Annotated in this window: 18 protein-coding genes; 7 read left to right on the top strand and 11 right to left on the bottom strand. The window is 62.1% G+C overall.

What is annotated here, in order from left to right; all coding sequences use genetic code 11:
- Positions 1–44 precede the first annotated feature (44 nt).
- Positions 45–473, top strand: coding sequence for an OsmC family protein (locus EX00_RS10215; protein ID WP_047456771.1), 429 nt, complete (start codon positions 45–47; stop codon positions 471–473).
- 159 nt (positions 474–632) lie between these two features.
- Here the strand turns inward: EX00_RS10215 and EX00_RS10210 are convergent, their stop codons facing one another.
- The 3 genes from EX00_RS10210 to EX00_RS10200 form a co-directional block, all read right to left on the bottom strand.
- A complete protein-coding gene (locus tag EX00_RS10210) occupies positions 633–1,175 on the bottom strand; it encodes a carboxymuconolactone decarboxylase family protein (RefSeq protein ID WP_047456769.1) in 543 nt (180 codons plus the stop codon).
- An 11-nt stretch (positions 1,176–1,186) separates the two neighbouring features.
- Complete coding sequence (locus EX00_RS10205; RefSeq protein WP_047456767.1) at positions 1,187–2,533, bottom strand: LLM class flavin-dependent oxidoreductase; 1,347 nt, start codon at positions 2,531–2,533, stop codon at positions 1,187–1,189.
- A 139-nt stretch (positions 2,534–2,672) separates the two neighbouring features.
- The gene (locus tag EX00_RS10200) at positions 2,673–3,584 is read right to left on the bottom strand and encodes a LysR family transcriptional regulator (protein ID WP_047456764.1); all 912 of its coding nucleotides are present in this window, start codon (positions 3,582–3,584) and stop codon (positions 2,673–2,675) included.
- A gap of 123 nt (positions 3,585–3,707) precedes the next feature.
- On the opposite strand from EX00_RS10200, the gene EX00_RS10195 reads away from it, so the two are divergent.
- The 3 genes from EX00_RS10195 (at position 3,708) to EX00_RS10185 (ending at position 6,802) form a co-directional block, all read left to right on the top strand.
- Positions 3,708–4,448: an SDR family oxidoreductase gene (locus tag EX00_RS10195; protein WP_047456762.1), complete on the top strand. Its 741-nt coding sequence runs from the start codon at positions 3,708–3,710 to the stop codon at positions 4,446–4,448.
- A gap of 82 nt (positions 4,449–4,530) precedes the next feature.
- Positions 4,531–5,433: an SDR family oxidoreductase gene (locus tag EX00_RS10190; protein WP_047456760.1), complete on the top strand. Its 903-nt coding sequence runs from the start codon at positions 4,531–4,533 to the stop codon at positions 5,431–5,433.
- Positions 5,434–5,590: 157 nt separating this feature from the next.
- Entirely contained in the window at positions 5,591–6,802 is a 1,212-nt protein-coding gene (locus EX00_RS10185) for an adenylate/guanylate cyclase domain-containing protein (protein ID WP_047456758.1), read from the top strand.
- A 12-nt stretch (positions 6,803–6,814) separates the two neighbouring features.
- Here EX00_RS10185 and EX00_RS10180 read toward each other — a convergent pair whose 3' ends face one another.
- The 8 genes from EX00_RS10180 to EX00_RS10145 all read right to left on the bottom strand — a co-directional run bounded on the left by EX00_RS10180 (position 6,815) and on the right by EX00_RS10145 (position 16,023).
- The gene (locus tag EX00_RS10180) at positions 6,815–8,782 is read right to left on the bottom strand and encodes a 3-hydroxyacyl-CoA dehydrogenase NAD-binding domain-containing protein (RefSeq protein ID WP_047456757.1); all 1,968 of its coding nucleotides are present in this window, start codon (positions 8,780–8,782) and stop codon (positions 6,815–6,817) included.
- A 12-nt stretch (positions 8,783–8,794) separates the two neighbouring features.
- The gene (locus EX00_RS10175; protein WP_047456756.1) at positions 8,795–9,190 is read right to left on the bottom strand and encodes a RidA family protein; all 396 of its coding nucleotides are present in this window, start codon (positions 9,188–9,190) and stop codon (positions 8,795–8,797) included.
- Positions 9,168–9,599, bottom strand: a complete 432-nt coding sequence (locus EX00_RS10170) for an acyl-CoA thioesterase (RefSeq protein WP_047456754.1) — start codon at positions 9,597–9,599, stop codon at positions 9,168–9,170. The genes EX00_RS10175 and EX00_RS10170 overlap by 23 nt, the downstream gene beginning before the upstream one ends.
- Positions 9,600–9,607: 8 nt before the next feature.
- On the bottom strand, positions 9,608–10,789 hold the full coding sequence (locus tag EX00_RS10165) for an acyl-CoA dehydrogenase (RefSeq protein ID WP_047456752.1): 1,182 nt from the start codon (positions 10,787–10,789) through the stop codon (positions 9,608–9,610).
- 88 nt (positions 10,790–10,877) lie between these two features.
- Positions 10,878–12,056 (bottom strand): acyl-CoA dehydrogenase family protein, encoded by a 1,179-nt coding sequence (locus EX00_RS10160; protein ID WP_047456750.1) that lies wholly within the window; start codon positions 12,054–12,056, stop codon positions 10,878–10,880.
- A gap of 4 nt (positions 12,057–12,060) precedes the next feature.
- Positions 12,061–12,912 carry an enoyl-CoA hydratase family protein gene (locus EX00_RS10155; protein WP_047456749.1) on the bottom strand — a complete coding sequence of 284 codons (852 nt, stop codon included), beginning with the start codon at positions 12,910–12,912 and terminating at the stop codon, positions 12,061–12,063.
- Complete coding sequence (locus EX00_RS10150; protein ID WP_047456746.1) at positions 12,909–13,697, bottom strand: SDR family NAD(P)-dependent oxidoreductase; 789 nt, start codon at positions 13,695–13,697, stop codon at positions 12,909–12,911. Before EX00_RS10150 ends, EX00_RS10155 begins: the two co-directional genes overlap by 4 nt.
- A 7-nt stretch (positions 13,698–13,704) precedes the next feature.
- Entirely contained in the window at positions 13,705–16,023 is a 2,319-nt protein-coding gene (locus EX00_RS10145) for a bifunctional salicylyl-CoA 5-hydroxylase/oxidoreductase (protein ID WP_047456744.1), read from the bottom strand.
- Positions 16,024–16,315: 292 nt separating this feature from the next.
- Between EX00_RS10145 and EX00_RS10140 the strand changes: the two genes are divergently transcribed.
- The 3 genes from EX00_RS10140 (at position 16,316) to EX00_RS10130 (ending at position 21,862) form a co-directional block, all read left to right on the top strand.
- Positions 16,316–17,941, top strand: coding sequence for an AMP-binding protein (locus EX00_RS10140; RefSeq protein WP_047456742.1), 1,626 nt, complete (start codon positions 16,316–16,318; stop codon positions 17,939–17,941).
- A gap of 198 nt (positions 17,942–18,139) precedes the next feature.
- Entirely contained in the window at positions 18,140–20,293 is a 2,154-nt protein-coding gene (locus EX00_RS10135; protein ID WP_047456740.1) for a thiamine pyrophosphate-dependent enzyme, read from the top strand.
- 9 nt (positions 20,294–20,302) lie between these two features.
- Positions 20,303–21,862 carry an indolepyruvate oxidoreductase subunit beta family protein gene (locus EX00_RS10130; protein WP_155294035.1) on the top strand — a complete coding sequence of 520 codons (1,560 nt, stop codon included), beginning with the start codon at positions 20,303–20,305 and terminating at the stop codon, positions 21,860–21,862.
- The last annotated feature ends 21 nt before the right edge of the window (positions 21,863–21,883 follow it).

The raw sequence follows: 21,883 nt of genomic DNA, 5'->3' as shown, positions 1-21,883 counted from the left end.
TTTCGAACAACAGTTTCAACCTTTTAATTTGAGGGATTTTCGATATGGCCGAATTGAGAGTGAAGACCAGACAGACAGGCGCCACCGCCACCCTCGGTCGCACTGGCTTTCCGCATGTAACATCGGTGATGGGCGGTGAGATCGACATCGTCACCTCGCCGTCGCAGCCGGGGTTCAACCCGCTCGATCTGCTCTATTCTTCGCTGTCGGCTTGCCTCGTGCTCAGCGCCCGCATGGCCGCAAGCAGCCTCGGCGTGCTCGACAAGCTCACCGAAGTCACCGCCGTCGTGACGGGCGAGAAGGCGACGGAAGGACTGTCGCGCGTCGAAAAATTCAACATCGCTTTCACTATCAAGGGCGATTTCGGCGATGAGATCCGCAATGCGATTGCGCATGCCGCCGAGGATGAGATCTGCACGGTCAGCAATACGATCCGTGGCAACCCGAAGTTCGAGACGGTGATTTCAGGCTAGCTCCGAGCTCTGAAAGGCCCCTCATCCGTCCTCGAACAGTTTCGCTTTTCTCAACTGTTCGAGTCCACCTTCTCCCCGCACGCGGGGCGAAGGGGCCTTGGCGAAGTCGCTCCCTCTCCCCGTCAAAACGGGGAGAGGGCTGGGGTGAGGGGCTTTTCATTATTTCGAGGGTAATTCAAACCCATCCAGATACGCCCCAAGTTCCGGATCGATATCCACCTTCACCACATTAGTGTAAACTGCCGTGGCGATCATGATGCCGGCGAAGGCGACCAGGTTGACGAGTATCGGTTCGTCGTAGCGTACCTTCAACCGTGCCCACAATTCCTCCGGCACGGCGTTGGAATCCTTGACGATCGCCTTGCCGAAATCGATCAGCGGGGCCTCGTCTTCAGTCGGTACAATGGTCTCCGGCGTCAGGCCGGCATTGATCAGCGCGCGGCGAAAAAAGCCGACCGGGATGATCGCTCGGCTTTCCAGCGAAATGGCTTGGCAGAAGAGCCAGACGGCGCGGTCGTCCAGCGCCGGGCGCAGCTCTTCGCGTAGGGTGAACCACTCGGCGTAGATGCGGTGTGCCACGGGCGAATGCAGCAGCGTCCGCTTCATATTGGTCATGCGGCCGCGCAGCGCCACCTCGCGGTCGTGCTCGGCGCGCACGGCGTCGGAGGCGGTCTCGTAGTCGATCGGCGTGATATGGCTCATCGGCATGTCTCTTATTGCGCCGCTTCGGAAACGTGCTTGAAGAAGCGATTTTCCGGGCGCGGCAGACCGAGATGGTCGCGCAAGGTCGTGCCCTCGTAATCGCGGCGGAAGATGCCGCGGCGTTGCAATTCCGGAACGACGCGGGTGGTGACGTCAAGCAGGCCCTGCGGCAGGAAGGGGAAGACGACGTTGAAGCCGTCGGAGCCTTCCTCGTGCAGCCATTGCTCCATCTCGTCGGCGATGGTCTGCGGCGTGCCGACAAAGGCGAGGCCGGCATAGCCGCCGAGGCGCTGGGCGAGCTGGCGCACCGTCAATTTCTCTTCTTCGGCCAAGGCGATGACGCGCTCGCGGCCGCTCTTGCTGGCGTTGGTTTCCGGCGTTGCCGGCAGCGGGCCGTCGGGGTCGAAGCTGGAAGCGTCGTGACCGAGGGAGATCGACAGCGAGGCGATGGCGCTGTCGTAATGCACCAGGCTGTCGAGTTTGGCGCGCTTGGCCTTGGCCTCCTCGACGGTATCGCCGACGACGATGAAGGCGGCAGGCAGGATCTTCAGGTGATCCGGGTTACGGCCGATGCGCTTCATCCGGCTCTTGATGTCGGCAAAGATCGCCTTGCCGTCGGCGAGATTGCGAGGGGCGGCGAAGACCGCTTCCGCTGTCTCGGCCGCAAGCTGGCGGCCGACGTCGGATTGCCCAGCCTGGACGATCACCGGCCAACCCTGCGGCGGGCGGGCGATGTTGAGCGGGCCGCGCACGCTCAGTTCCTCGCCCTTATGGGCAAGTACATGCATCTTGTCGGGATCGAAGAAGATGCCGCTTTCGGCATCGCGGATGAAGGCATCGTCGGCAAAGCTGTCCCAGAGGCCGGTGACGACGTCGTAGAATTCACGAGCGCGGTGATAGCGCTCTCCGTGCTCCATATGTTCGTCGAGACCGAAATTCAGTGCTGCGTCCGGGTTGGAGGTCGTGACGATATTCCAGCCGGCGCGGCCGCCGCTGATGTGGTCGAGCGAGGCGAAGCGACGGGCGATGTGATAGGGCTGGTCAAAGGTGGTCGACGCTGTGGCGACGAGGCCGATCCTTTCGGTGACGGCGGCAAGCGCCGAGAGCAGCGTGAATGGCTCGAAGGAGGTCACGGTATGGCTGCGCTTTAGCGCTTCGACCGGCATGTTCAGCACGGCAAGATGATCGGCCATGAAGAAGGCATCGAATTTCGCCTTTTCCAGTTCCTGCGCAAAGCTGACAATGTGCTTGAAATTGAAATTCGCATCCGGGTAGGCGCCGGGATAGCGCCATGCGCCGGTGTGCAGGCTGACGGGACGCATGAAGGCCCCGAGCTTCAATTGCTTCTGTTCAGTCATGGATCCAGTCCCTCTCGAAAATCATGGGGTCATGGCGGCGCGTGGGCAGGCGCCGGCGAGACTATCCCCTTCGACGTAGGAGCACCGTCGGCGCATTCAAAGAGCTGGTTTCATTTATTTGATCGGTTCGGAGAAATATTCATCCGCCACCACCTTCAGCCTCGGTTTGCCGGGCAAATACCCGGACGAGCCAGTCGATGAAAACGCGTACGCGCGGTGAGAGCTGGCGGTTACGGGGGTAGAGCATCGATACCGGCGTTCTGGTCGGCGGAAAGTCCTTGAGGATGTTAAGCAACTCGCCGGATTTCAAGGCTTCTTCGGCGTGATAGCGCGGCACCTGGATCAGGCCGAGGCCGAGCTTGGCCGCCGTAAAGTAACTCTCGGCCGCGTTGACGGAGACCGTGGCGGGCAAAGTGATGTTGCGGACCGCGCCGTCGATGATGAATTCCAGCGGCAGCAATCCACCCGTCGCCGAAGAGCGGAAGCCGATCATGCGGTGGCCGTCGAGAGCGTCCGGATGCGTTGGCATGCCGAAGCGCTCGATATAGGCAGGCGCTGTCAGCGTGATCTCCTCCAGCATGGCGACGCGGCGGGCGATCATGTCGCTGTCCTGCGGGGTGCCGACGCGCAGCACGCAATCGATGCCTTCGCGGATCAGGTCGACGAAACGGTCGCCCTCCGTCATGTAAAGTTCGATTTCGGGGTAAGTTTCGAGGAAGGACGGCAGGTTCGGCAGGACGAAATGTCGAGCAAGTGTTCCATGCACATCGACACGCAACAGCCCCTTCGGCTTGGCGCCGGCAAAGGCGCCTTCGGCATCCTCAATGTCCGAGAGGATGCGCAGGCAGCGCTGGTAATAAGCCTCGCCGTCGAGTGTCGGGCTGACATGCCGCGTCGTTCGCTGCAACAGGCGAACGCCGAGCCGTGCCTCCAGTTGCTTGACGGCGTCGGTCACGGTCGAGCGTGGCAGGCCGGTGTCTTCGGCGGCCAGCGTGAAGCTGCGTCGTTCCACGACGCGGGAAAACACCCGCATGGCATCGAATCTGTCCATTTTTCTTTGTTCGTTAATTTCGGATAGTGATGTCGATTAATAGATGATTATCCGCTGATTGAAAAGAGGCATCTTCCCCTCATCGAAACGCGCCACGGCGCAGAGATATGAAGGATGAAGACAATGACCAATAATTCCAATAGAGTAGCCATCGTTACCGGCGCATCTCGCGGCATTGGCGCCGCGATTGCGGAACGCCTCGCAAAGGACGGCTTCACGGTCGTCATCAACTACTCCGGTAGCCAAGCCGCCGCCGAGGAACTGGCCCGCAAAATAGAAGAAAAGGGCGGCAAGGCATTGACCGCCAAGGCTGATGTTTCCGATGCCGAAGCTGTGCGCCGGATGTTCGACGCGGCCGAAGCCGCCTTTGGCGGTATCGATGTCCTAGTTAACAATGCCGGCATCTTGCAGCTCGCCAAGATCACCGATGCCGATGATGCTCATTTCGACCGCCAGATCGCCATCAACCTGAAGGGCACCTTCAACACACTGCGTGAAGCTGGCAAGCGTCTGCGCGACGGCGGCCGCATCATCAATTTCTCGACCAGCGTCGTTGGGCTAAAGCTCGAGACTTATGGCGTCTATGCCGCCACCAAGGCTGCCGTCGAAACGCTGACGGGCATCATGGCCAAGGAGATGCGTGGTCGTTCGATCACGGTCAACGCCGTCGCACCCGGCCCGACCGCCACCGACCTCTTCCTCAACGGCAAAAGCGACGAGCTGATCGACCGCATGGCCAAGATGAACCCGCTCGAGCGTCTCGGCACGCCTGATGATATCGCCGCCGCCGTTTCCTTCCTCGCTGGTCCCGACGGAGCCTGGATCAACGGCCAGACGCTGCGTGCCAATGGCGGCATGGTCTGAGCTTCCTGATCTGCGGCGGGTTTTCCCCGCCGCGCGCCACCCGTTCACCCGCACGATAGTCACTTCGACAAGGAACAGGATCATGAGCAAGCAAGTTATCGTCATCACCGGCGCATCGAGCGGCTTCGGCGCCTTGACCGCCCGCGCTCTCGCCAAGGCCGGCCACACCGTCTATGCCGGCATGCGCCAAACCGAGGGCCGCAACGCGCCGCAAGTCGCTGAAGCCGCCGCATTCGCTAGGGAAAACGGCGTCGACCTGAAAGCCGTCGAACTCGACGTCGCCTCGGATGCTTCGGTCGAAGCCGGTATCGCCAAGGTCATCGCGCAGGAAGGCCGCATCGACACGATCATCCACAATGCCGGCCATATGTCCTTCGGCCCGGCAGAGGCCTTCACGCCGGAACAGTTCGCCGAGCTCTACGACATCAATGTACTCAGCACCCAGCGCGTCAATCGCGCCGTGCTTCCGCATCTGCGCCAGCAGGGCAAGGGCCTAGTGGTCTGGGTGTCCTCGTCTAGCACCCGCGGCGGCACGCCTCCGTACCTGTCGCCCTATTTCGCCGCCAAGGCCGCGATGGATTCGCTTGCCGTCTCCTACGCGTCCGAGCTGACCCGCTGGGGCATCGAGACCGCCATCATCGTGCCCGGCGCCTTCACCAAGGGCACGAACCATTTCGCTCATTCCGGCTCGCCCGCCGACAAGGCGCGTGCTGCCGAATATGACGATGGTCCCTATGCCGGCGTTCCGGACCAGGCCCTGAAGGGGCTGGCTTCACTCGAACCCGCCGATGCCGATGCCGCCTCGGTTGCCGTCTCCATCGTCGATGTTGTCAACATGCCCTTCGGCACGCGTCCCTTCCGCGTTCATATCGATCCGTCCGAGGACGGCGCGGAAATCGTCAATGGCGTCGCCGATCGCGTGCGCGCCGAACTCTTCCGCCGGATCGGCCTGGAGGATCTGCTGAAGCCGCATCCAAGGGGCTGAAGCTTCGCCTACACCCTTTCCGCGCGTCAAATCGCCGCTTCTGTGCCACAGGAGCGGCGATCGCTTGCTTCCGTCCGGACAATTTTGTGTCGTACGGCATTCCAAGCCTATAAGTTTCGTATTAAAGCGAATCCTTTAGAGGGTCGGGAGATAATCCATGGACGCGCAGGACATCGGCGAAATCGCCAGCTGGCTGATGCATGCTGGCCTCAAGGGCATGGGAGAGGCCGATATCCTGACGGGTTTCTGCGAGGCGTGCCGCCGACATGGTCTGAACGTCGACCGCGCCATGGCGCTGATGGACACGCTGCATCCGGTCTATGAAGGTCGTGCTTTCCGCTGGGACGGCAATCAGGCGATCGAGCGCGAGTTCGAATATGGCCCGTCGCACCAGGGGATCGCTGCCGAGAACTGGCAACGGACGGCCTTCCATCATATGCTGACCACAGGTGGGGATGAGGTACGCCGGCGTATCGGTTTTGGCGACCCGATCGATTTCTATGGTCTTGATACGCTGCACGCTGATGGTCACACGGACTACATCGCCATGGTGCACCGCTTTGAAGAGGGCGGCACGATTGGTGAGATGGATTGCTTCTATTCCAATTTCGCCACCGCCGCCGCCGTGGGTTTCTCCGACGAGGATCTGCGCGTGCTGCGCAAGCTTACGCCGGCCCTGGCCTTGGCGATCAAATGCACCGGTACCAGCCGCATCGCCCGCACCATCGCCGAGGTCTATCTGGGCGAAGATGCCGCCCGGCATGTTCTCGAGGGCAAGATCACGCGCGGCAAGGCCGAGCGCATCTCGGCGGCGCTGTGGTTCTCCGACCTTGCCAACTACACCCGCATCTCGGACACGGCCGAGCCCGACGAAATCATCCCGATGCTGAACGCCTATGCCGATGCCGTGATTTCCTCGATCCACGAGGCCGGCGGCAATGTGCTGAAGCTGATCGGCGACGGCACGCTGGCGATCTTCAAGGCGAGAGACGCCGCCGATGCCTGCGCGGCCGCGCTGATGGCAGAGTCACTGTTGCGCCAGCGGCTGCGTGACCTCAATGCCCAGCGGCAGATCGAGGGCAGGCCGGTGACCGATGTCTATCTCGGCCTGCATATCGGCGATGTTTTCTACGGCAATATCGGCAGCATGGACCGCCTGGATTTCACCGTCATCGGCCCGGCCGTCAATGAGGTCAGCCGCATCGCCTCCATGTGCCGCTCTGCCGATCGCAATATCCTGATGTCGTCGAATTTTGTGGAGACCCTGGCGGCGGATCAGAGCAACGATCTCGTTTCGGTCGGCCGCTATGCGCTGCGTGGCGTCAACCGGCCGCAGGAGCTGTTCACGCTGCTATCCTCGGCCGCTTGAGGGGGCGGCTTTTCATCGGCGGCCGGCGGCAAACATCGGGCCGCCTTTGTGTGATGGGAAACCGTAACCGCTGATTATCACCAGATCGATATCGCTGGCGCGAGCGGCTATGCCCTCCGCGAGAAGAGCGTCGCCTTCATCGGCCATGGCTTTCAGCAGCCGGGTGGTGATTTCATCCGGGGTAAAGCTCTTCGGCATGATGCCCTTTTCGGCGCGGACGGCTTCGATCATCACTGTCACGTCCGGATCGACGGTACGTTTGCCATCGGGATAGGCGTACCAACCACGCCCGGCCTTCTGGCCGAAACGGCCGGCTTCGCAGAGCCGGTCGGCGATGACGACGTAGCGCGTGCTGGGATCGCGGGTTGCAGCCTGGCGCTTGCGCCGTGCCCAGGCGATTTCGAGGCCGGCCATGTCGTAGACGGCAAAGAGGCCCATCGGGAAGCCGTAAGCTTCGAGCGCTGCGTCGATCTCATGCGGCAGCACGCCGTCCTCGAGCATGAATTCGGCCTCACGCCGATAGGCGGAGAAGATGCGGTTGCCGATAAAGCCCTCGGTGACGCCGCAGACGATGGGGAGTTTGCCGAGGAGCTTGGCGAAGGCGAGGGCGCTCGCCAGCACATCGGGCGCGGTCTTCTCGCAGTTTACGACTTCTAGCAACCGCATGATGTTGGCGGGCGAGAAGAAGTGCAGGCCGACGATGCGCTCGGGATGGGCGGTGGTAGCGGCGATGGCGTTCGGATCGAGGTAGCTGGTATTGGTCGCAAGGATCGCGTCGGCGCGGACGATGCCATCCAATCGCAGGAACAATTCGGTCTTGATAGTGAGATCGTCAAAGACCGCTTCGATGACGAGGTCGGCCCGCGCCAGCATCTGCGCATCGGCTGTTACCGTTAGCCGGTTCAGGCGGTCGTCACGACCGGCGAGATCGAGGCGGCCGGATTGTACTGCCTTGTTAAGGATGCCGGCGATCCGGTCTCGGCCCTTGTCAGCGGCTTCCTGGGTCTGCTCCATGCCGATGACGCGATAGCCGGCGTTCAGCGCTGTAACGGCGATGCCCGAGCCCATCAGGCCGGTGCCGACGATGCCGACGGTTTCGATTCTGCGCGGAGCGATCTTCTCCAGGCCCTCGACCTTGCCGGCGGCGCGTTCGGCGAAGAAAACGTGACGAAGGGCTGCAGCCTCGTCACTGTCGCGGAGTTCGACAAAGGTGCGGCGTTCCTCGGCGAGGCCTTCCGCAAGCGATGTCGTCGCGGCAAGGCGAACGAGACGGATGGCTTCGCCGGGCGCGCGTTGGCCGCGTGCTTTACGCAGGGCTTCGGCGACTGCCTTGTCGATTGCTTCGGCGGGCTCCGGTAGGACCGGCAGCGCGCCGGTGCGCCGCAAGGGGGAGGCGGTCATACGGCTGACGCTGGCAATCGCGCCGTCAATCAGCGCGCTTTCGATCAGGTGATCGACGATCCCGAGCTTGCTTGCCTCATTGGCCGAGAGGGTGCGTCCGTTCGCGATCAAGTCGATGGCAGCGATGGTGCCGATCAGCCGTGGCAGTCGCTGCGTGCCGCCGGCACCGGGAACGATGCCGAGCTTGACTTCCGGCAGGCCGATCTTCGCAGCGGAGCTGGCGTAGCGTTCGTGACAGGCAAGTGCCACCTCCAGGCCGCCGCCGAGGGCAGCGTCGTTGATGGCGGCGGTGACGGGTTTGGCAAAATTCTCGATGCGGTCGATAACCTGCGGCAAGAGCGGCTCGATGGGCGGCTTGCCGAATTCCTTGATATCGGCGCCACCGACGAAGGTGCTGCCGGCGCCAGTCAGCACAATAGCGACGACTGCATTGTCCTTCTCGGCATGATCGAGCGCCGCCATCATCCCGGCGCGGACATTGGCCGAGAGCGCGTTGACCGGCGGATTGTCGATGGTGACGACGAGGACGCCATCAGTCAGTGTCGCCGAGATGGTCTCCGAAAAGTGCAATGCCGACATGGCGAGCCCATCCTATTCCGGAATGACGGCGGTCGCCTGGATCTCGATCTTGGCGCGATCCTCGACGAGGGCGACGACCTGTAGGGCGGCCATGGCCGGGAAATGCCGGCCGATGATCTCGCGGTAGACCTGGCCTATGCCCTTGAGATTCCCAAGATACTCGGCCTTGTCGGTGAAATACCAGGTCATGGAGGTGATATGCTGCGGCTTGGCGCCGCCCTCGGCGAGGATGGCGACGACATTCTTCAGCGTCTGGCGCACCTGTTCGACGAAATCGTCGCTTTCGAATTCGCAAGCGGCGTTCCAGCCGACCTGGCCGCCGACGAACACCATGCGGCCGGTCGCCGCCATGCCATTGGCATATCCAATCGGCTTGGCCCAGCCTTCAGGTTGCAGGATGGTGTGCATCGGTCATCTCCAGATGAGAGGTCAGCGCGGCGCGGATATCGTCCGGCCATGCAAGTGATTGATGGGTATCGAGCGAAGTGGCGACAACGCGCTGGCGAGCGGTCCACAGGACTTGGCCATTCGCTGAGACTTGATGTTCCAGATCGAGCGAGGAGCGACCGATGCCGCGAACAGTGACCGCGAATTCGAGGTTGTCGCTCTGAAAACCGGGTCTCGTGAACGTTACGTCGAGCCGCACGGTCGGCACACCGATGCGGCGGCTGTCGATCAGCGTCTTCCACGGGAACCCCAGCGAGGCGAAATAGTCCTCCAGCACCCCGACGAGGATGTTCAGGTATGACGGGAAATAAGCAATCCCCGAGGGATCACAGTCTCCGAAGCGCAGGGGTCTGGTGGTTTTGAACGGCAAATCCGACCTCAATTCGCAAACGCGGCGATGCCGGTGATGGCACGGCCGAGGATGAGGGCGTGGATGTCGTGGGTGCCCTCATAGGTGTTGACCACTTCGAGGTTGACCAGATGGCGGGCGATGCCGAACTCGTCCGAGATGCCGTTGCCGCCAAGCATATCGCGGGCGGCACGGGCGATATCCAGCGCCTTGCCGCAGCTGTTGCGCTTCAGGATCGAGGTCAGCTCCACCGGCGGATGGCCGTCTTCCTTCATGCGGCCGAGACGCAGGCAGCCCTGCAGGCCGAGCGTGATTTCGGTCACCATGTCGGCGAGCTTCTTCTGGATCAGCTGGTTGGCGGCAAGCGGTCGGCCGAACTGCTGGCGGTCGAGCACATATTGCCGCGCCTTGGCATAGCAATCCTCGGCAGCACCGAGCGCACCCCAGGCAATGCCGAAGCGGGCGGAGTTGAGGCAGGTGAACGGACCCTTGAGGCCGGAGACATTGGGCAGCAGGTTTTCCTCCGGCACGAAGACATTCTCCATGACGACTTCGCCGGTGATCGAGGCGCGCAGGCCGACCTTGCCGTGGATGGCAGGGGCAGACAGACCCTTCCAGCCTTTCTCCAGAATGAAGCCACGGATGACGCCGTCCTCGGTCTTCCCCCAGACGACGAAGACATCGGCGATCGGCGCATTGGAGATCCAGGTCTTGGCGCCGGTGAGGTGATAGCCGCCATCGACCTTCTTCGCCCGTGTTGCCATCGAGCCGGGATCGGAGCCGTGATTGGGCTCGGTGAGGCCGAAGCAGCCGATCCATTCGCCGGTGGCAAGCTTCGGCAGGTATTTCTGCTTCTGCGCTTCCGACCCGAAGGCATCGATCGGCACCATCACGAGCGAGGATTGCACGCTCATCATCGAGCGGTAGCCACTGTCGACACGCTCCACTTCGCGGGCGATCAGGCCATAGGCGACATAGCCGAGGCCAGCGCCGCCATATTCGGGGGCAATAGTCGGCCCGAGCAGGCCAAGCTCACCCATCTCGCGGAAGATCGTCGGATCGGTCTTCTCATGGCGGAAAGCGTCGAGCACGCGGGGCGCCAGCTTCTCCTGCGCATAGGCATGGGCTGTGTCCAGCACCATGCGTTCGTCATCGTTCAGCTGCTCCACCAGCCGGAACGGATCGGCCCAGTCGAATATCTCGCGGCTCATCGGCGTGTCTCCCATTGCCGCGGTTCAGTGTTTCTCGGAAGGACTGAACCGCTCAATTTCCTCGTTTCGCACTTTTCCTGGAATTGCTCTAGGTCTTCAGAAGCTCGCGCGCGACGATGAGTTTTTGAACCTCCGTCGCACCCTCGTAGATGCGAAGCGCGCGTATCTCCCGATAGAGTTTTTCTGTTATTTCGCCTGTCCTGACACCGCGTCCGCCGAAAAGCTGGACGGCGCGGTCGATGACGCTTTGGGCGGTTTCCGTTGCTGTCATCTTGGCCATGGCCGCTTCACGCGTCGTCGGCAGGTGCTGCGCGTCCCGGCGCCAGGCAGCCCGATAGGTGAGCAAGGCCGCAGCGTCGATGCCGGTCGCCATGTCGCCGAGGGCTGCCTGCGTCAATTGAAGGTCACCGAGCGTCGCGCCGAACATCGGACGCGTGCGGACATGCGCGATCGATTCATCGAGCGCGCGCCGCGCAAAGCCGAGGCTTGCGGCGGCAACCGAGGCGCGGAAGATATCGAGCGTGCGCATGGCGATCTTGAAGCCTTCGCCCGGCGCGCCAAGGCGGCGTGACGCAGGGATACGGCAATTTTCGAAACGGATCGTCGCCAGCGGATGCGGCGCGATCATCTCGATGCGTTCGATGATCGAGAAGCCGGGATCGTCGGCGAAGACGACGAAGGCGGAGATGCCGCGTGTGCCCGGTGCTTCGCCGGTGCGGGCAAAGACGGTGTAGACATCGGCGATGCCGCCATTGGAGATCCAGGTCTTTTCGCCATCGAGGACATAATGGTCGCCATCGGCGCGGGCCGCACAGCTCATGGCCGCGACGTCGGAACCGGCATCCTTTTCCGAGAGCGCAAAGGCGGAAAGCCAGTCGCCGGCGCGGACTTTCGGCAGCACGGCGGCGCGCAGTTCGGGCGAGCCGGAAAGGCCGATGGCACCGGTGCCGAGACCCTGCATGGCAAAGGCGAAATCGGCAAGGCCATCATGCCAGGCAAGCGTTTCGCGGGCGAGGCAGACAAGACGGGAGTCGATCAGCGGGTCGATGTCGGCAGAGCCGGTAGCGGCGGCGAGAAGACCAGCCTCGCCAAGTGCCTTGACGAGTTTGCGGCAGGCGCCGTCGACATCGTTATGGTCGATGTTTGCCATGGCCGAGGATTTGGCGAAGGCATCGACGTCTGCCGCGAATTTGCGGTGACGCTCCTCGAAGAACGGCCAATCCAGATGGTCCCGTGTCGGACCTGGAAGAGCTGATGCAGCGGACATTGCCTCAGTTCCCCTGGAATTTGGGCTTGCGCTTGGCGGCGAAGGCTTCGAAGGCGCGGCGGAAGTCTTGTGTTGCCATGCAGACCGCCTGGGCCTGCGCCTCGGATTCGATCATCTCGTCGATGCCCATTGCCCATTCCTGGTTCAGCATGGTCTTGGTCATGCCATGGGCAAACCAGGGTCCGTCGGCGAGCGACCGGGCGAGCTTGACAGCTTCCTGCTCAAGATCGGCGCTGGCGTGTACGCCATTGTAAAAGCCCCAGGCCTGGCCCTCGGCAGCTGTCATAGAGCGGCCGGTAAACAGCAGTTCGGCGGCACGGCCCTGGCCGATGATGCGGGGAAGGATGCCGCATGCGCCCATGTCGGCGCCGGCAAGGCCGACGCGGGTAAAGAGGAACGCTGTCTTTGCTTCTGGCGTCGCGAGGCGCAGGTCCGAGGCCATGGCAAGGATGGCGCCGGCACCGGCGCAGATGCCGTCGACGGCGGTAATGATCGGTTGCGGGCACTTGCGCATGGCTCTGACGAGATCGCCGGTCATGCGCGTGAAGGCGAGCAGCTCGGGCATCGCCATGCGGGTGAGCGGCTCGATGATTTCGAAGACATCGCCGCCGGAGGAGAAATTGCCACCGGTACCGGTCAGCACCACGGCGCGAACGTCCGAGGCATAGGTGAGATTGCGGAAGAGGTCGCGCAGTTCGGCGTAGCTGTCGAAGGTCAGCGGGTTCTTGCGCTCCGGGCGGTTCAGTCGGATGGTGGCGACGCGGCCGTCGTCGCTGACTTCCCAGAGGAAATGGCGGGCCACATAGGTGTTGAAGGGCGCAAGATGGCCCCGCATCGTCATATCCTGTTCGCTCATCCCGCTAAAACCTCCCCACCGGCAACCACGATTGCCTGTCCATTGATCGATGCCGCTCCCGGCGACGCCAGCCACAGAACGGTGTCGGCAACCTCCTCCGGCTTGACGAGTCGTCCCTGCGGATTGGATTTGGTGAATTCCGAAAGCGCCTGCTCCGCCGTGCGTCCGGTCTTGGCGACGATGGTCTCGATCGAGCGCTGGATGATCGGCGTGTCGGTGAACCCCGGGCAGACGGCATTGACCGTGATGCCGGTTTTTGCCAGTTCCAGCGCCAGCGAGCGCGTCAGGCCGACGACGCCATGCTTGGCCGCGACATAGGCGGAAACGTAGCCGTAGCCGGTCAGCCCCGCAGTCGAGGCGATGTTGATGATGCGTGCACCGGACCCATAGGCCCTGAGGTCGGGCAGGGTGGCCTGCGTCACCAGGAAAACGCCGGTGAGATCGACGGTCAGGACGCGGTTCCACATCTCAAGACTGGTCTTCTCGAAGGGCGCGCTCGGCGCTTCGCCGGCATTGTTGACGAGAATATCGACTGGCCCGAATTTTTCGCGGGCCGCTGCAAGCCCGCGGGCGATAGCTTCGGCATCCGTGACGTCGAAACCGTCGACGACGAAAGCATTCGCGCCAATTTCGGCGGCGACGGTCTCCAGTGGCTCCTTGCGTCGTCCGGCGAGCGTCACGCGCGCACCCTCGGCGGCAAACGTCCGCGCAATGGCGGTGCCGATGCCGCTGCCGGCGCCGGTGACGAGGGCGTGACGGCCCGTAAGTTTGCCCGAAGTCGTCATCTGATCCTCACTTCGCCGGTACGGTCGTGGCCGCGCGGGCAAGGTTGGTTTCATATTGCGTCTTGCCGGAGAGATACTGTTTCGGCCAGGGAATGGAAGTCAGCCCGATCTTGGCTGCCTCGTGCAGCGACCAGGCGGGGTCGGCCAGATGCGGGCGGGCGACGGCGCAGAGATCGGCGCGGCCGGCGGCGATGATGGAATTGGCATGGTCGGCTTCCGAGATCGCGCCGACGGCAATCGTGGGGATGCCGATTTCGTTGCGGATCTTGTCGGAGAAAGGCGTCTGGAACAGGCGGCCATAGACTGGCTCTTCCTCTTTCGACACCTGACCCGAGGAGCAATCGATCAGGTCGGCGCCCGCGTCCTTGAACATGCGCGCGAAGATCGCCGCATCCTCCGGCGTGTTGCCGCCATCGGTCCAGTCGTGGCAGGAAAGGCGCACGGAGATCGGCTTGTCCTTCGGCCAGATTTCGCGCATGGCCCTGAAGATCTCCAGCGGATAGCGGGCGCGGTTTTCGTGGCTGCCGCCATAGTCGTCCCCGCGCAGGTTGGTGAGCGGCGACAGGAAGCTCGACAGAAGATAGCCGTGGGCGCCGTGCAGCTCCAGCCAATCGGCGCCGGTGGTGATGGCAAGTTCGGTGGCGCGGATGAAATCGGCCTTGACGCGATCCATGTCGGCGCGGTCCATGGCCTTCGGCACCTGGCTGTTCTTGAGATAAGGAATGGCGGAGGCCGAGATCAGCGGCCATTCGCCCTCGGCAACCGGCTGGTCGATGCCTTCCCAGGCGACTTTCGTCGCACCCTTGCGGCCGGCATGGCCGAGCTGGATGCCGACCTTGGCAGCGCTATTGGTGTGCACGAAATCGACGAGCCGCTTCCATTGTATCGCCTGTCCCTCGTTCCAGAGACCGAGGCAGCCGGGGGTGATGCGGGCATCGGGGGTAACACAGGTCATTTCCGCGAAGATCAGGCCGGCGCCGCCGAGCGCCCGCGAGCCGAGATGGATGATATGGAAATCGTTCATGACGCCATCTTCCGCCGAATACATCGCCATCGGCGAAACGACGATGCGGTTGACGAGCGTCACATCGCGCAGCGAATAGGGCGTGAACATCGGCGGCAGGCAGCGGTCGTTGCCGACGGCAAGGCCGGACTTTTTCGCAAACCAGCGCTCGTAGCCTTCTAGCCAATCCTTGTCGCGCAAACGCAGGTTCTCGTGGCTGATGCGCTGCGAGCGGGTCAGCATCGAATACATGAACTGTTCCGGTTCCAGTGTGTCGGCATAGCGAGGTCCCACAACTTCGAACCATTCCATGGCGTTGCGCGCCGCATTCTGGATGCGGGCGACATCAACGCGGCGGATCTCTTCGTAGCTTTCGAGAACGGTCGGGATCTTGTCCTTGCTATGTCCGTTGATCTGGAACTGCCTAGTTAGCTCGATGGCATCGTCAATGGCGAGCTTGGTGCCGGAGCCGATGGCGAAATGCGCGGTGTGGGCGGCGTCGCCCATCAGCACGACATGCGAATTGCCGTTGAAATGGCTCCACTTGCCGCAGATCAGGCGGTTGAAGTTCAGCCAGGCCGAACCGCGGATATGGCGGGCATTGGTCATCAGCGAAGCGCCGTCGAGGACGTCCGAGAACAGGTTCTCGCAGAAGGCGATCGAGCCGTCCTGATCCATCTTGTCGAGGCCGTGGGCGAGATAGGCTTCCTCGGTGGTTTCGACGATGAAGGTCGAGGTCTGGTCATCGAATTTGTAGATATGCGCCTGGAACCAGCCGTGCTCGCTCTTGCGGAAGTCGAAGGTGAAGGCGTCGTACTGCTTGTTGGTGCCGAGCCAGATGTAGCGGTTCGGTCGGGTGATCATGTCCGGCTGGAAGATCTGGGGATAGTGGTTGCGGATCCGCGAGTTCAGACCATCCGAGCCGATGATCAGGTCGGCGTCCGGAAAGTCGAGATCGGAGGTGACGTCGGTCTCGAAAATCAGCTCGACGCCGAGCGCTTCGCAGCGCTTCTGCAGGATATTCAGCAGCTTCTTGCGGCCGATGCCGACGAAGCCGTGGCCGGAGGTGCGCTGGCGTGTGCCCTTGAACCAGACTTCGATATCGTCCCAATGGTTGAAGGCATCCTCGATTTCGGCCGCACTTTCAGGGTCCCATTCGCGCATGGAAACCATGGTCGCATCGGAGAAGACGACGCCCCAGCCGAAGGTATCATAGGCACGGTTGCGCTCGACGACCTGGATCGAATGATCGGGATGCAGCTTCTTCATCAGAAGCCCGAAATAGAGCCCGGCCGGGCCGCCGCCGATGCAGACGATTTTCATCGCTTACTTCTCCCTGGGATCAAGCCGCTCCCGAAAATAATTTAAGTTTAAAATAAACTAGGACCACGCTGCGTCAAGTGCTGTTTTCACCTGCGCACGGCCTTCCGCATGCAATTGTGGCTTATGGAATCCCGGAAAATCCTTTGGAAACAGGGTAGTCGCTATTTAGTTTAGGTTTAAAATTTCTTGCTTGAACATTTCGGGCTTCGATGCAATCCTTTCCTCATAAAGCGCGATCGGGAGGATATCGCCGATGCAGTCGCTGGGGCAGAGAGGAACGGAGAGAAAGCCGATGCTTGGGCCGACGGGTCATCTGGACACTTTCACGCGTGACAACCTACCGCCGTTCGCCGAATGGCCGGAACTGCTCCTCGACGGTTTCGATTACCCCGAATGGCTGAATGCCGGCGAGGAACTGAGCGACCGCATGGTGGAGCGCGGCTTTGGCGATCGGATCGCGCTGATCGGCAATGGCCGACGCCGCACCTACAAGGAGCTGTCCGACTGGACCAACCGTATCGCCCATGCCCTGGTCGAGGATTTCGGCATTCAGCCCGGCAATCGCGTGCTGATCCGTTCGGGCAACAATCCCGCCATGATCGCCTGCTGGCTCGCCGTGACCAAGGTCGGCGCGGTCGCGGTCAATACGATGCCGATGCTGAGGGCCGGGGAGCTCGCCAAGGTGGTCGACAAGGCCGAGATCGCCTTTGCGCTATGCGATACCAGGTTGATGGAAGAGCTGGTGGCGGTCGCGAAAGAGAGCCGCTTTCTGAAGCAGGTGATCGGTTTCGACGGCACCGCCAATCATGACGCCGAACTCGACCGGATCGCATTGAACAAGCCGGTACGCTTCGAGGCCGTCAGGACGGGCCGGGATGATGTCGCCCTTTTGGGCTTCACCTCCGGCTCCACCGGCGTTCCCAAGGCGACCATGCATTTCCACCGCGATATCCTCATCATCGCCGATGCCTATGCCAAGGAGATTCTCGGTGTCACGCCCGACGATGTCTTCATCGGTTCGCCGCCGATCGCCTTCACCTTCGGCCTTGGCGGCCTGGTCGTCTTTCCGCTTCGCTTCGGAGCATCGACAGCGCTGCTGGAGCACGCTTCGCCGAAGAACATGGTGCAGATCATTCAGGACTACAGGGCGACCATTAGCTTCACGGCTCCCACGGCCTATCGCGCCATGCTGGCGGCGATGGAAGAGGGGGCCGATCTTTCGTCCCTGAGGATCGCCGTGTCGGCGGGTGAAACCTTGCCGGGCCCGATTTTCGAGGAGTGGACACGCAAGACGGGCAAGCCGATCCTGGACGGAATAGGCTCGACAGAGATGCTGCATATCTTTGTCTCCAATCGTCTCGACGATGCAAAGCCCAATTGCACCGGAAAACCGTTGCGAGGTTACGAGGCACGCATCGTGGATGCCGATATGAACGATGTTTCCTGCGGGGTCATCGGCAAGCTGGTCATTCGCGGGCCGATCGGCTGCCGTTATCTTGCCGACCCGAGGCAGGCCGAATACGTCCGCGATGGATGGAACCTGACCGGAGATTCCTTCATCCAGGACGAGGAAGGCTATCTTCATTTTGCCGCGCGCTCCGACGACATCATTCTTTCCGCCGGCTACAATATTGCCGGGCCCGAGGTCGAAGCCGCCCTGCTTTCTCATACCGACGTGCTGGAATGCGCGGTGATCGGCAGGCCTGACGACGAGCGCGGACATATCGTCCAGGCGTTTGTTGTGCCGGCGCCAGGTGTCGAGGGTTCGCAGAGCCTTGCGAAGGCGCTGCAGGATCATGTGAAAGCAACGATCGCGCCCTATAAATATCCGAGATCGATCGTCTTCGTGGATGCCTTGCCGAAGACTGAGTCCGGCAAGATCCAGCGGTTCCGCCTCAAGCAGCATCTAAGCTCATAATTTATGCATTTGCATACATATGCGATCACCATCAATGGCCAAGGCCAGCAATTTCTTTATCGCCACTTCCATAGCTAGCTTTGATAATCATGCGAACTGAGCAGTTTCCCATTTGTTCATTGACAGCCTGAAGAAATTCAAAATATGATTTTGCAAATGATTTGAGAATAAGCCCGTGAGGGCAAAGGGGTAACTTCGATGGCCGAACGGTCGTTTGCGCGCGAGGTCGAGGATCTGAAGCTCGGGGAGGGCGACATCTTCCGCGGCGAAGGCATTCTCGCGATCACCAAGGCGCTGTTGCAGTCGGGTGTTTCCTATGTCGGCGGTTATCAAGGATCGCCGATTTCCCACCTCATGGACGTGCTGGCCGACGCCAAGGATGTGATGGAGGAGCTGGGCGTCCATTTCGAGACTTCGGCCTCGGAAGCTGCCGCCGCCGCTATGCTTTCGGCCTCTGTCATGTATCCGGTGCGCGGCGCTGTCACCTGGAAATCGACGGCTGGCACGAATGTCGCCTCCGATGCACTCTCCAACCTGTCGTCGGGTGGTGTCACGGGCGGCGCGCTGATCATCATCGGCGAGGATTATGGCGAGGGCTCCTCGATCATGCAGGAGCGCAGCCACGCCTATGCGATGAAGTCGCAGATGTGGCTGCTCAATCCACGCCCGAACCTGCCGTCGATCGTGCAGGCGGTCGAGGAGGGGTTCGAACTCTCGGAAGCCTCGAACACGCCGGTCATGCTGCAGGTCGGCATCCGCAGCTGTCATGTCCATGGCCAGTTCGAAGCCAAGGATAACAAGCGGCCGGCCTATACGCTGAAGCAGGCGCTGGAAAATCCGATCCGCGACGTCAACCGCATCGTGCTGCCGCCTGCCTCCTTTCTGCATGAGAAAGAGAAGCTGGAGAAGCGCTGGCCGGCGGCTGTCGAATTCATCAAGAAGCGTAAGCTCAACGAATATTTCGGTCCGTCCGAAGGCGAAGTCGGCATCATCCTGCTCGGTGGTGCGTATAATGGCGTCATGCGCGCCTTGCAGCAGCTCGGGCTTGCCGATGTCTACGGCAACTCCGCCGTGCCGCTTTATGTTCTTAACGTCGCCTATCCGCTGATCGACGATCAGATGGCCGAATTCTGCGCCAACAAGAAGGCCGTGCTCTTGGTTGAGGAGGGCGCGCCGGAATATATCGAGCAGTCGCTCAACACCATCCTGCGCCGCCGCGATATTCAGACTAGGATTTCCGGCAAGGATGTCCTGCCGATGGGCGGCGAATATACCGCGCCAGTGCTGATGAAGGGCATCAAGAATTTCCTGGAGACGCATCAGCGCGTGCTGCTCGGCAACCAGCCGCCGCTGCCGGACCCGACGCCGATCCTGAACGACCCGAAAATCAAGGCGCTGGCCGAAGTCGTTCCGCCGCGCCCACCGGGCTTTTGCATCGGCTGTCCCGAGCGGCCGATCTTCGCGGCGATGAAGCTGGTGGAAGGCGAACTCGGTCAGCACCACATCTCCGGCGATATCGGCTGCCACCTGTTCTCGATACTGCCGCCGTTCAACCTGGGCAGCACGACCATGGGCTACGGCCTTGGTCCGGCTGCGGCCTCCGCCTTCAATGTCGCCGCCGACAAGCGCGCGATTTCCGTGATGGGAGACGGCGGTTTCTGGCACAATGGTCTGGCGACCTCGGTCGGCAATGCCGTCTTCAACAAGCAGGACGGCGTCATCCTCGTTGTCGACAATTTTTATTCGGCCGCGACCGGCGGGCAGGACATCCCGTCATCGCGCGCGCTGAACCCGCGCCGCAAGACCAACAATTCCATTGTCAACGCGGTCAAGGGCATCGGCGCCACCTGGGTGCGCCAGATCGACCGCACCTATGATGTCGCCAAGATGCGCGACACGCTGCGCGAGGCGCTGACCTCGAAGGAGCCGGGCCCGAAGATCATCGTGGCGTCGTCGGAATGCATGCTCAACAAGCAGCGCCGCGTGAAGCCGCAATTCGCCAAGGCGGTGAAGGATGGCAAGCGCATGGTCAAGGAACGCTTCGGCGTCGACGAGGATGTCTGCACCGGCGATCATGCCTGCATCCGTCTTTCCGGCTGTCCGTCGCTGTCGGTCAAGCATACCGATGATCCGTTGAAGGACGATCCAGTGGCGGCGATCGACAATAATTGCGTCGGCTGCGGCAATTGCGGAGAGGTCTCGGAGGCGGCCGTCCTCTGTCCTTCCTTCTATCGCGCCGACATCATCCATAACCCCACGGGTTGGGACCGTTTCGCCGCTCGCCTGCGCTCCGCCGTCATTGGCTGGCTGCAGGCGCGCCGCCGGGCCGGCCGCATCGTCTTTTCGGATTGAGGGGACGATATGAACGAGCATGTGAGCATGAGTGATTTCGGCGCAAGCCGCCTTTCGACCGACAAGCCACTGTCGCTGGCCGTCCTCGCCATGGGCGGGCAGGGTGGCGGCGTTCTGGCCGACTGGATCGTTGGGCTTGCCGAAGCCGAGGGATGGATGGCGCAGACAACCTCCGTTCCCGGCGTCGCGCAGCGCACCGGCGCGACGATCTACTATATCGAGATGCTACCCGCCCGTGACGGCCATGCACCGATCTTCTCGCTGATGCCGACGCCGGGCGATGTCGATGTCGTCTTGGCGGCGGAGCTGATGGAGGCCGGGCGCTCGGTGCTGCGCGGGCTTGTGACACCGGACAAGACCGTGCTGATCGCCTCGACGCATCGCTCCTTCGCCGTCGGCGAAAAGGAAAAGCCGGGCGATGGTATCGGCAATCCGGAAGTGGTGGTCGAGGCCACCGATTTTGCTGCCAAGCGCACCATCGCCTTCGATATGGAGACGCTGGCGATCAAGAACGGCAGTGTGATTTCCGCTTCGATGTTCGGCGCGCTCGCTGCCTCCGGGGCACTACCCTTTGGCAAGCAGGCCTTCGAAGCGATGATCCGCGCCGGCGGCAAGGGCATCGAGCCCAGCCTGAAGGCTTTCAATGCCGCCTTCGACCGCGCCAAGGACAGACCGCGCGATGCGGTTTCCGCAACGCCGCCGAAACACTTCGAAGCGTTGCCAGAGACGGCTGGCCATCCGGCACTCGACCGGCTGGTGCATCGCATCCGCGCCGAATTTCCCGAGGAAGCGCGGCCGCTGCTGTTTGCCGGCGTCAGGAAGCTCACCGATTATCAGGACCCGGACTATGCCGACGAATATCTGAGCCGCGTGGCGGCGCTCTATACGCTGGATCGCAAGGCCGGTGGCGCTGCCAAGGACTTTGTCTTCACCGTGCAAGCGGCGAAATATACCGCTGTCGCCATGGCCTATGACGATGTCATCCGTGTCGCCGATCTGAAGGTGCGTGCTTCGCGCTTCGATCGCGTGCGCAAGGAGGTAGGCGCCAAGGACGACCAGATCGTCTATATGACCGAGTACATGCACCCGCGCATGGAGGAGGTCTGCGGGACCCTGCCGAAGGGCCTCGGCCTCTGGATCGAGAACCGACCGAAGCTCTTCGACCGGCTCGACCGCATGGTCAACAAGGGCCGCCGGGTGCAGACCGGAACGCTCTTCTGGTTTCTCGGCCTCTATGTGGTTTCGGCATTGCGCCGCACCCGCCGCGGCACGCTGCGGCATATGCGCGAAGCGGAGCATCGCGAAGCCTGGTTGTTAGCCGCGGCTAACCTGTTGGCGATGAATTACGACCTGGCCGTCGAGGTGCTGAACAATCGCCGCCTGGTCAAAGGCTATTCCGACACGCATGCGCGCGGCCTGTCGAAGTTCGATCGCGTGATGTCGGCGCTGCCGACGCTGCGGGATCGGGAGGATGGCGCGGCCTGGATGAAGCGGCTGCGGCAGGCGGCGCTGCTCGATGAGAACGGCGTTGCGCTGGATGGGGCGCTGAAGACGGTGGCGACGTTGTAAGGAGCCTGTTCGGTTAATTCT

This window comes from Martinezella rhizogenes, assembly GCF_000799715.1.
In the GTDB taxonomy this organism is placed as follows: Bacteria; Pseudomonadota; Alphaproteobacteria; order Rhizobiales; family Rhizobiaceae; genus Rhizobium; species Rhizobium rhizogenes_C.
This window is presented reverse-complemented; position numbering and strand designations above follow the sequence as displayed.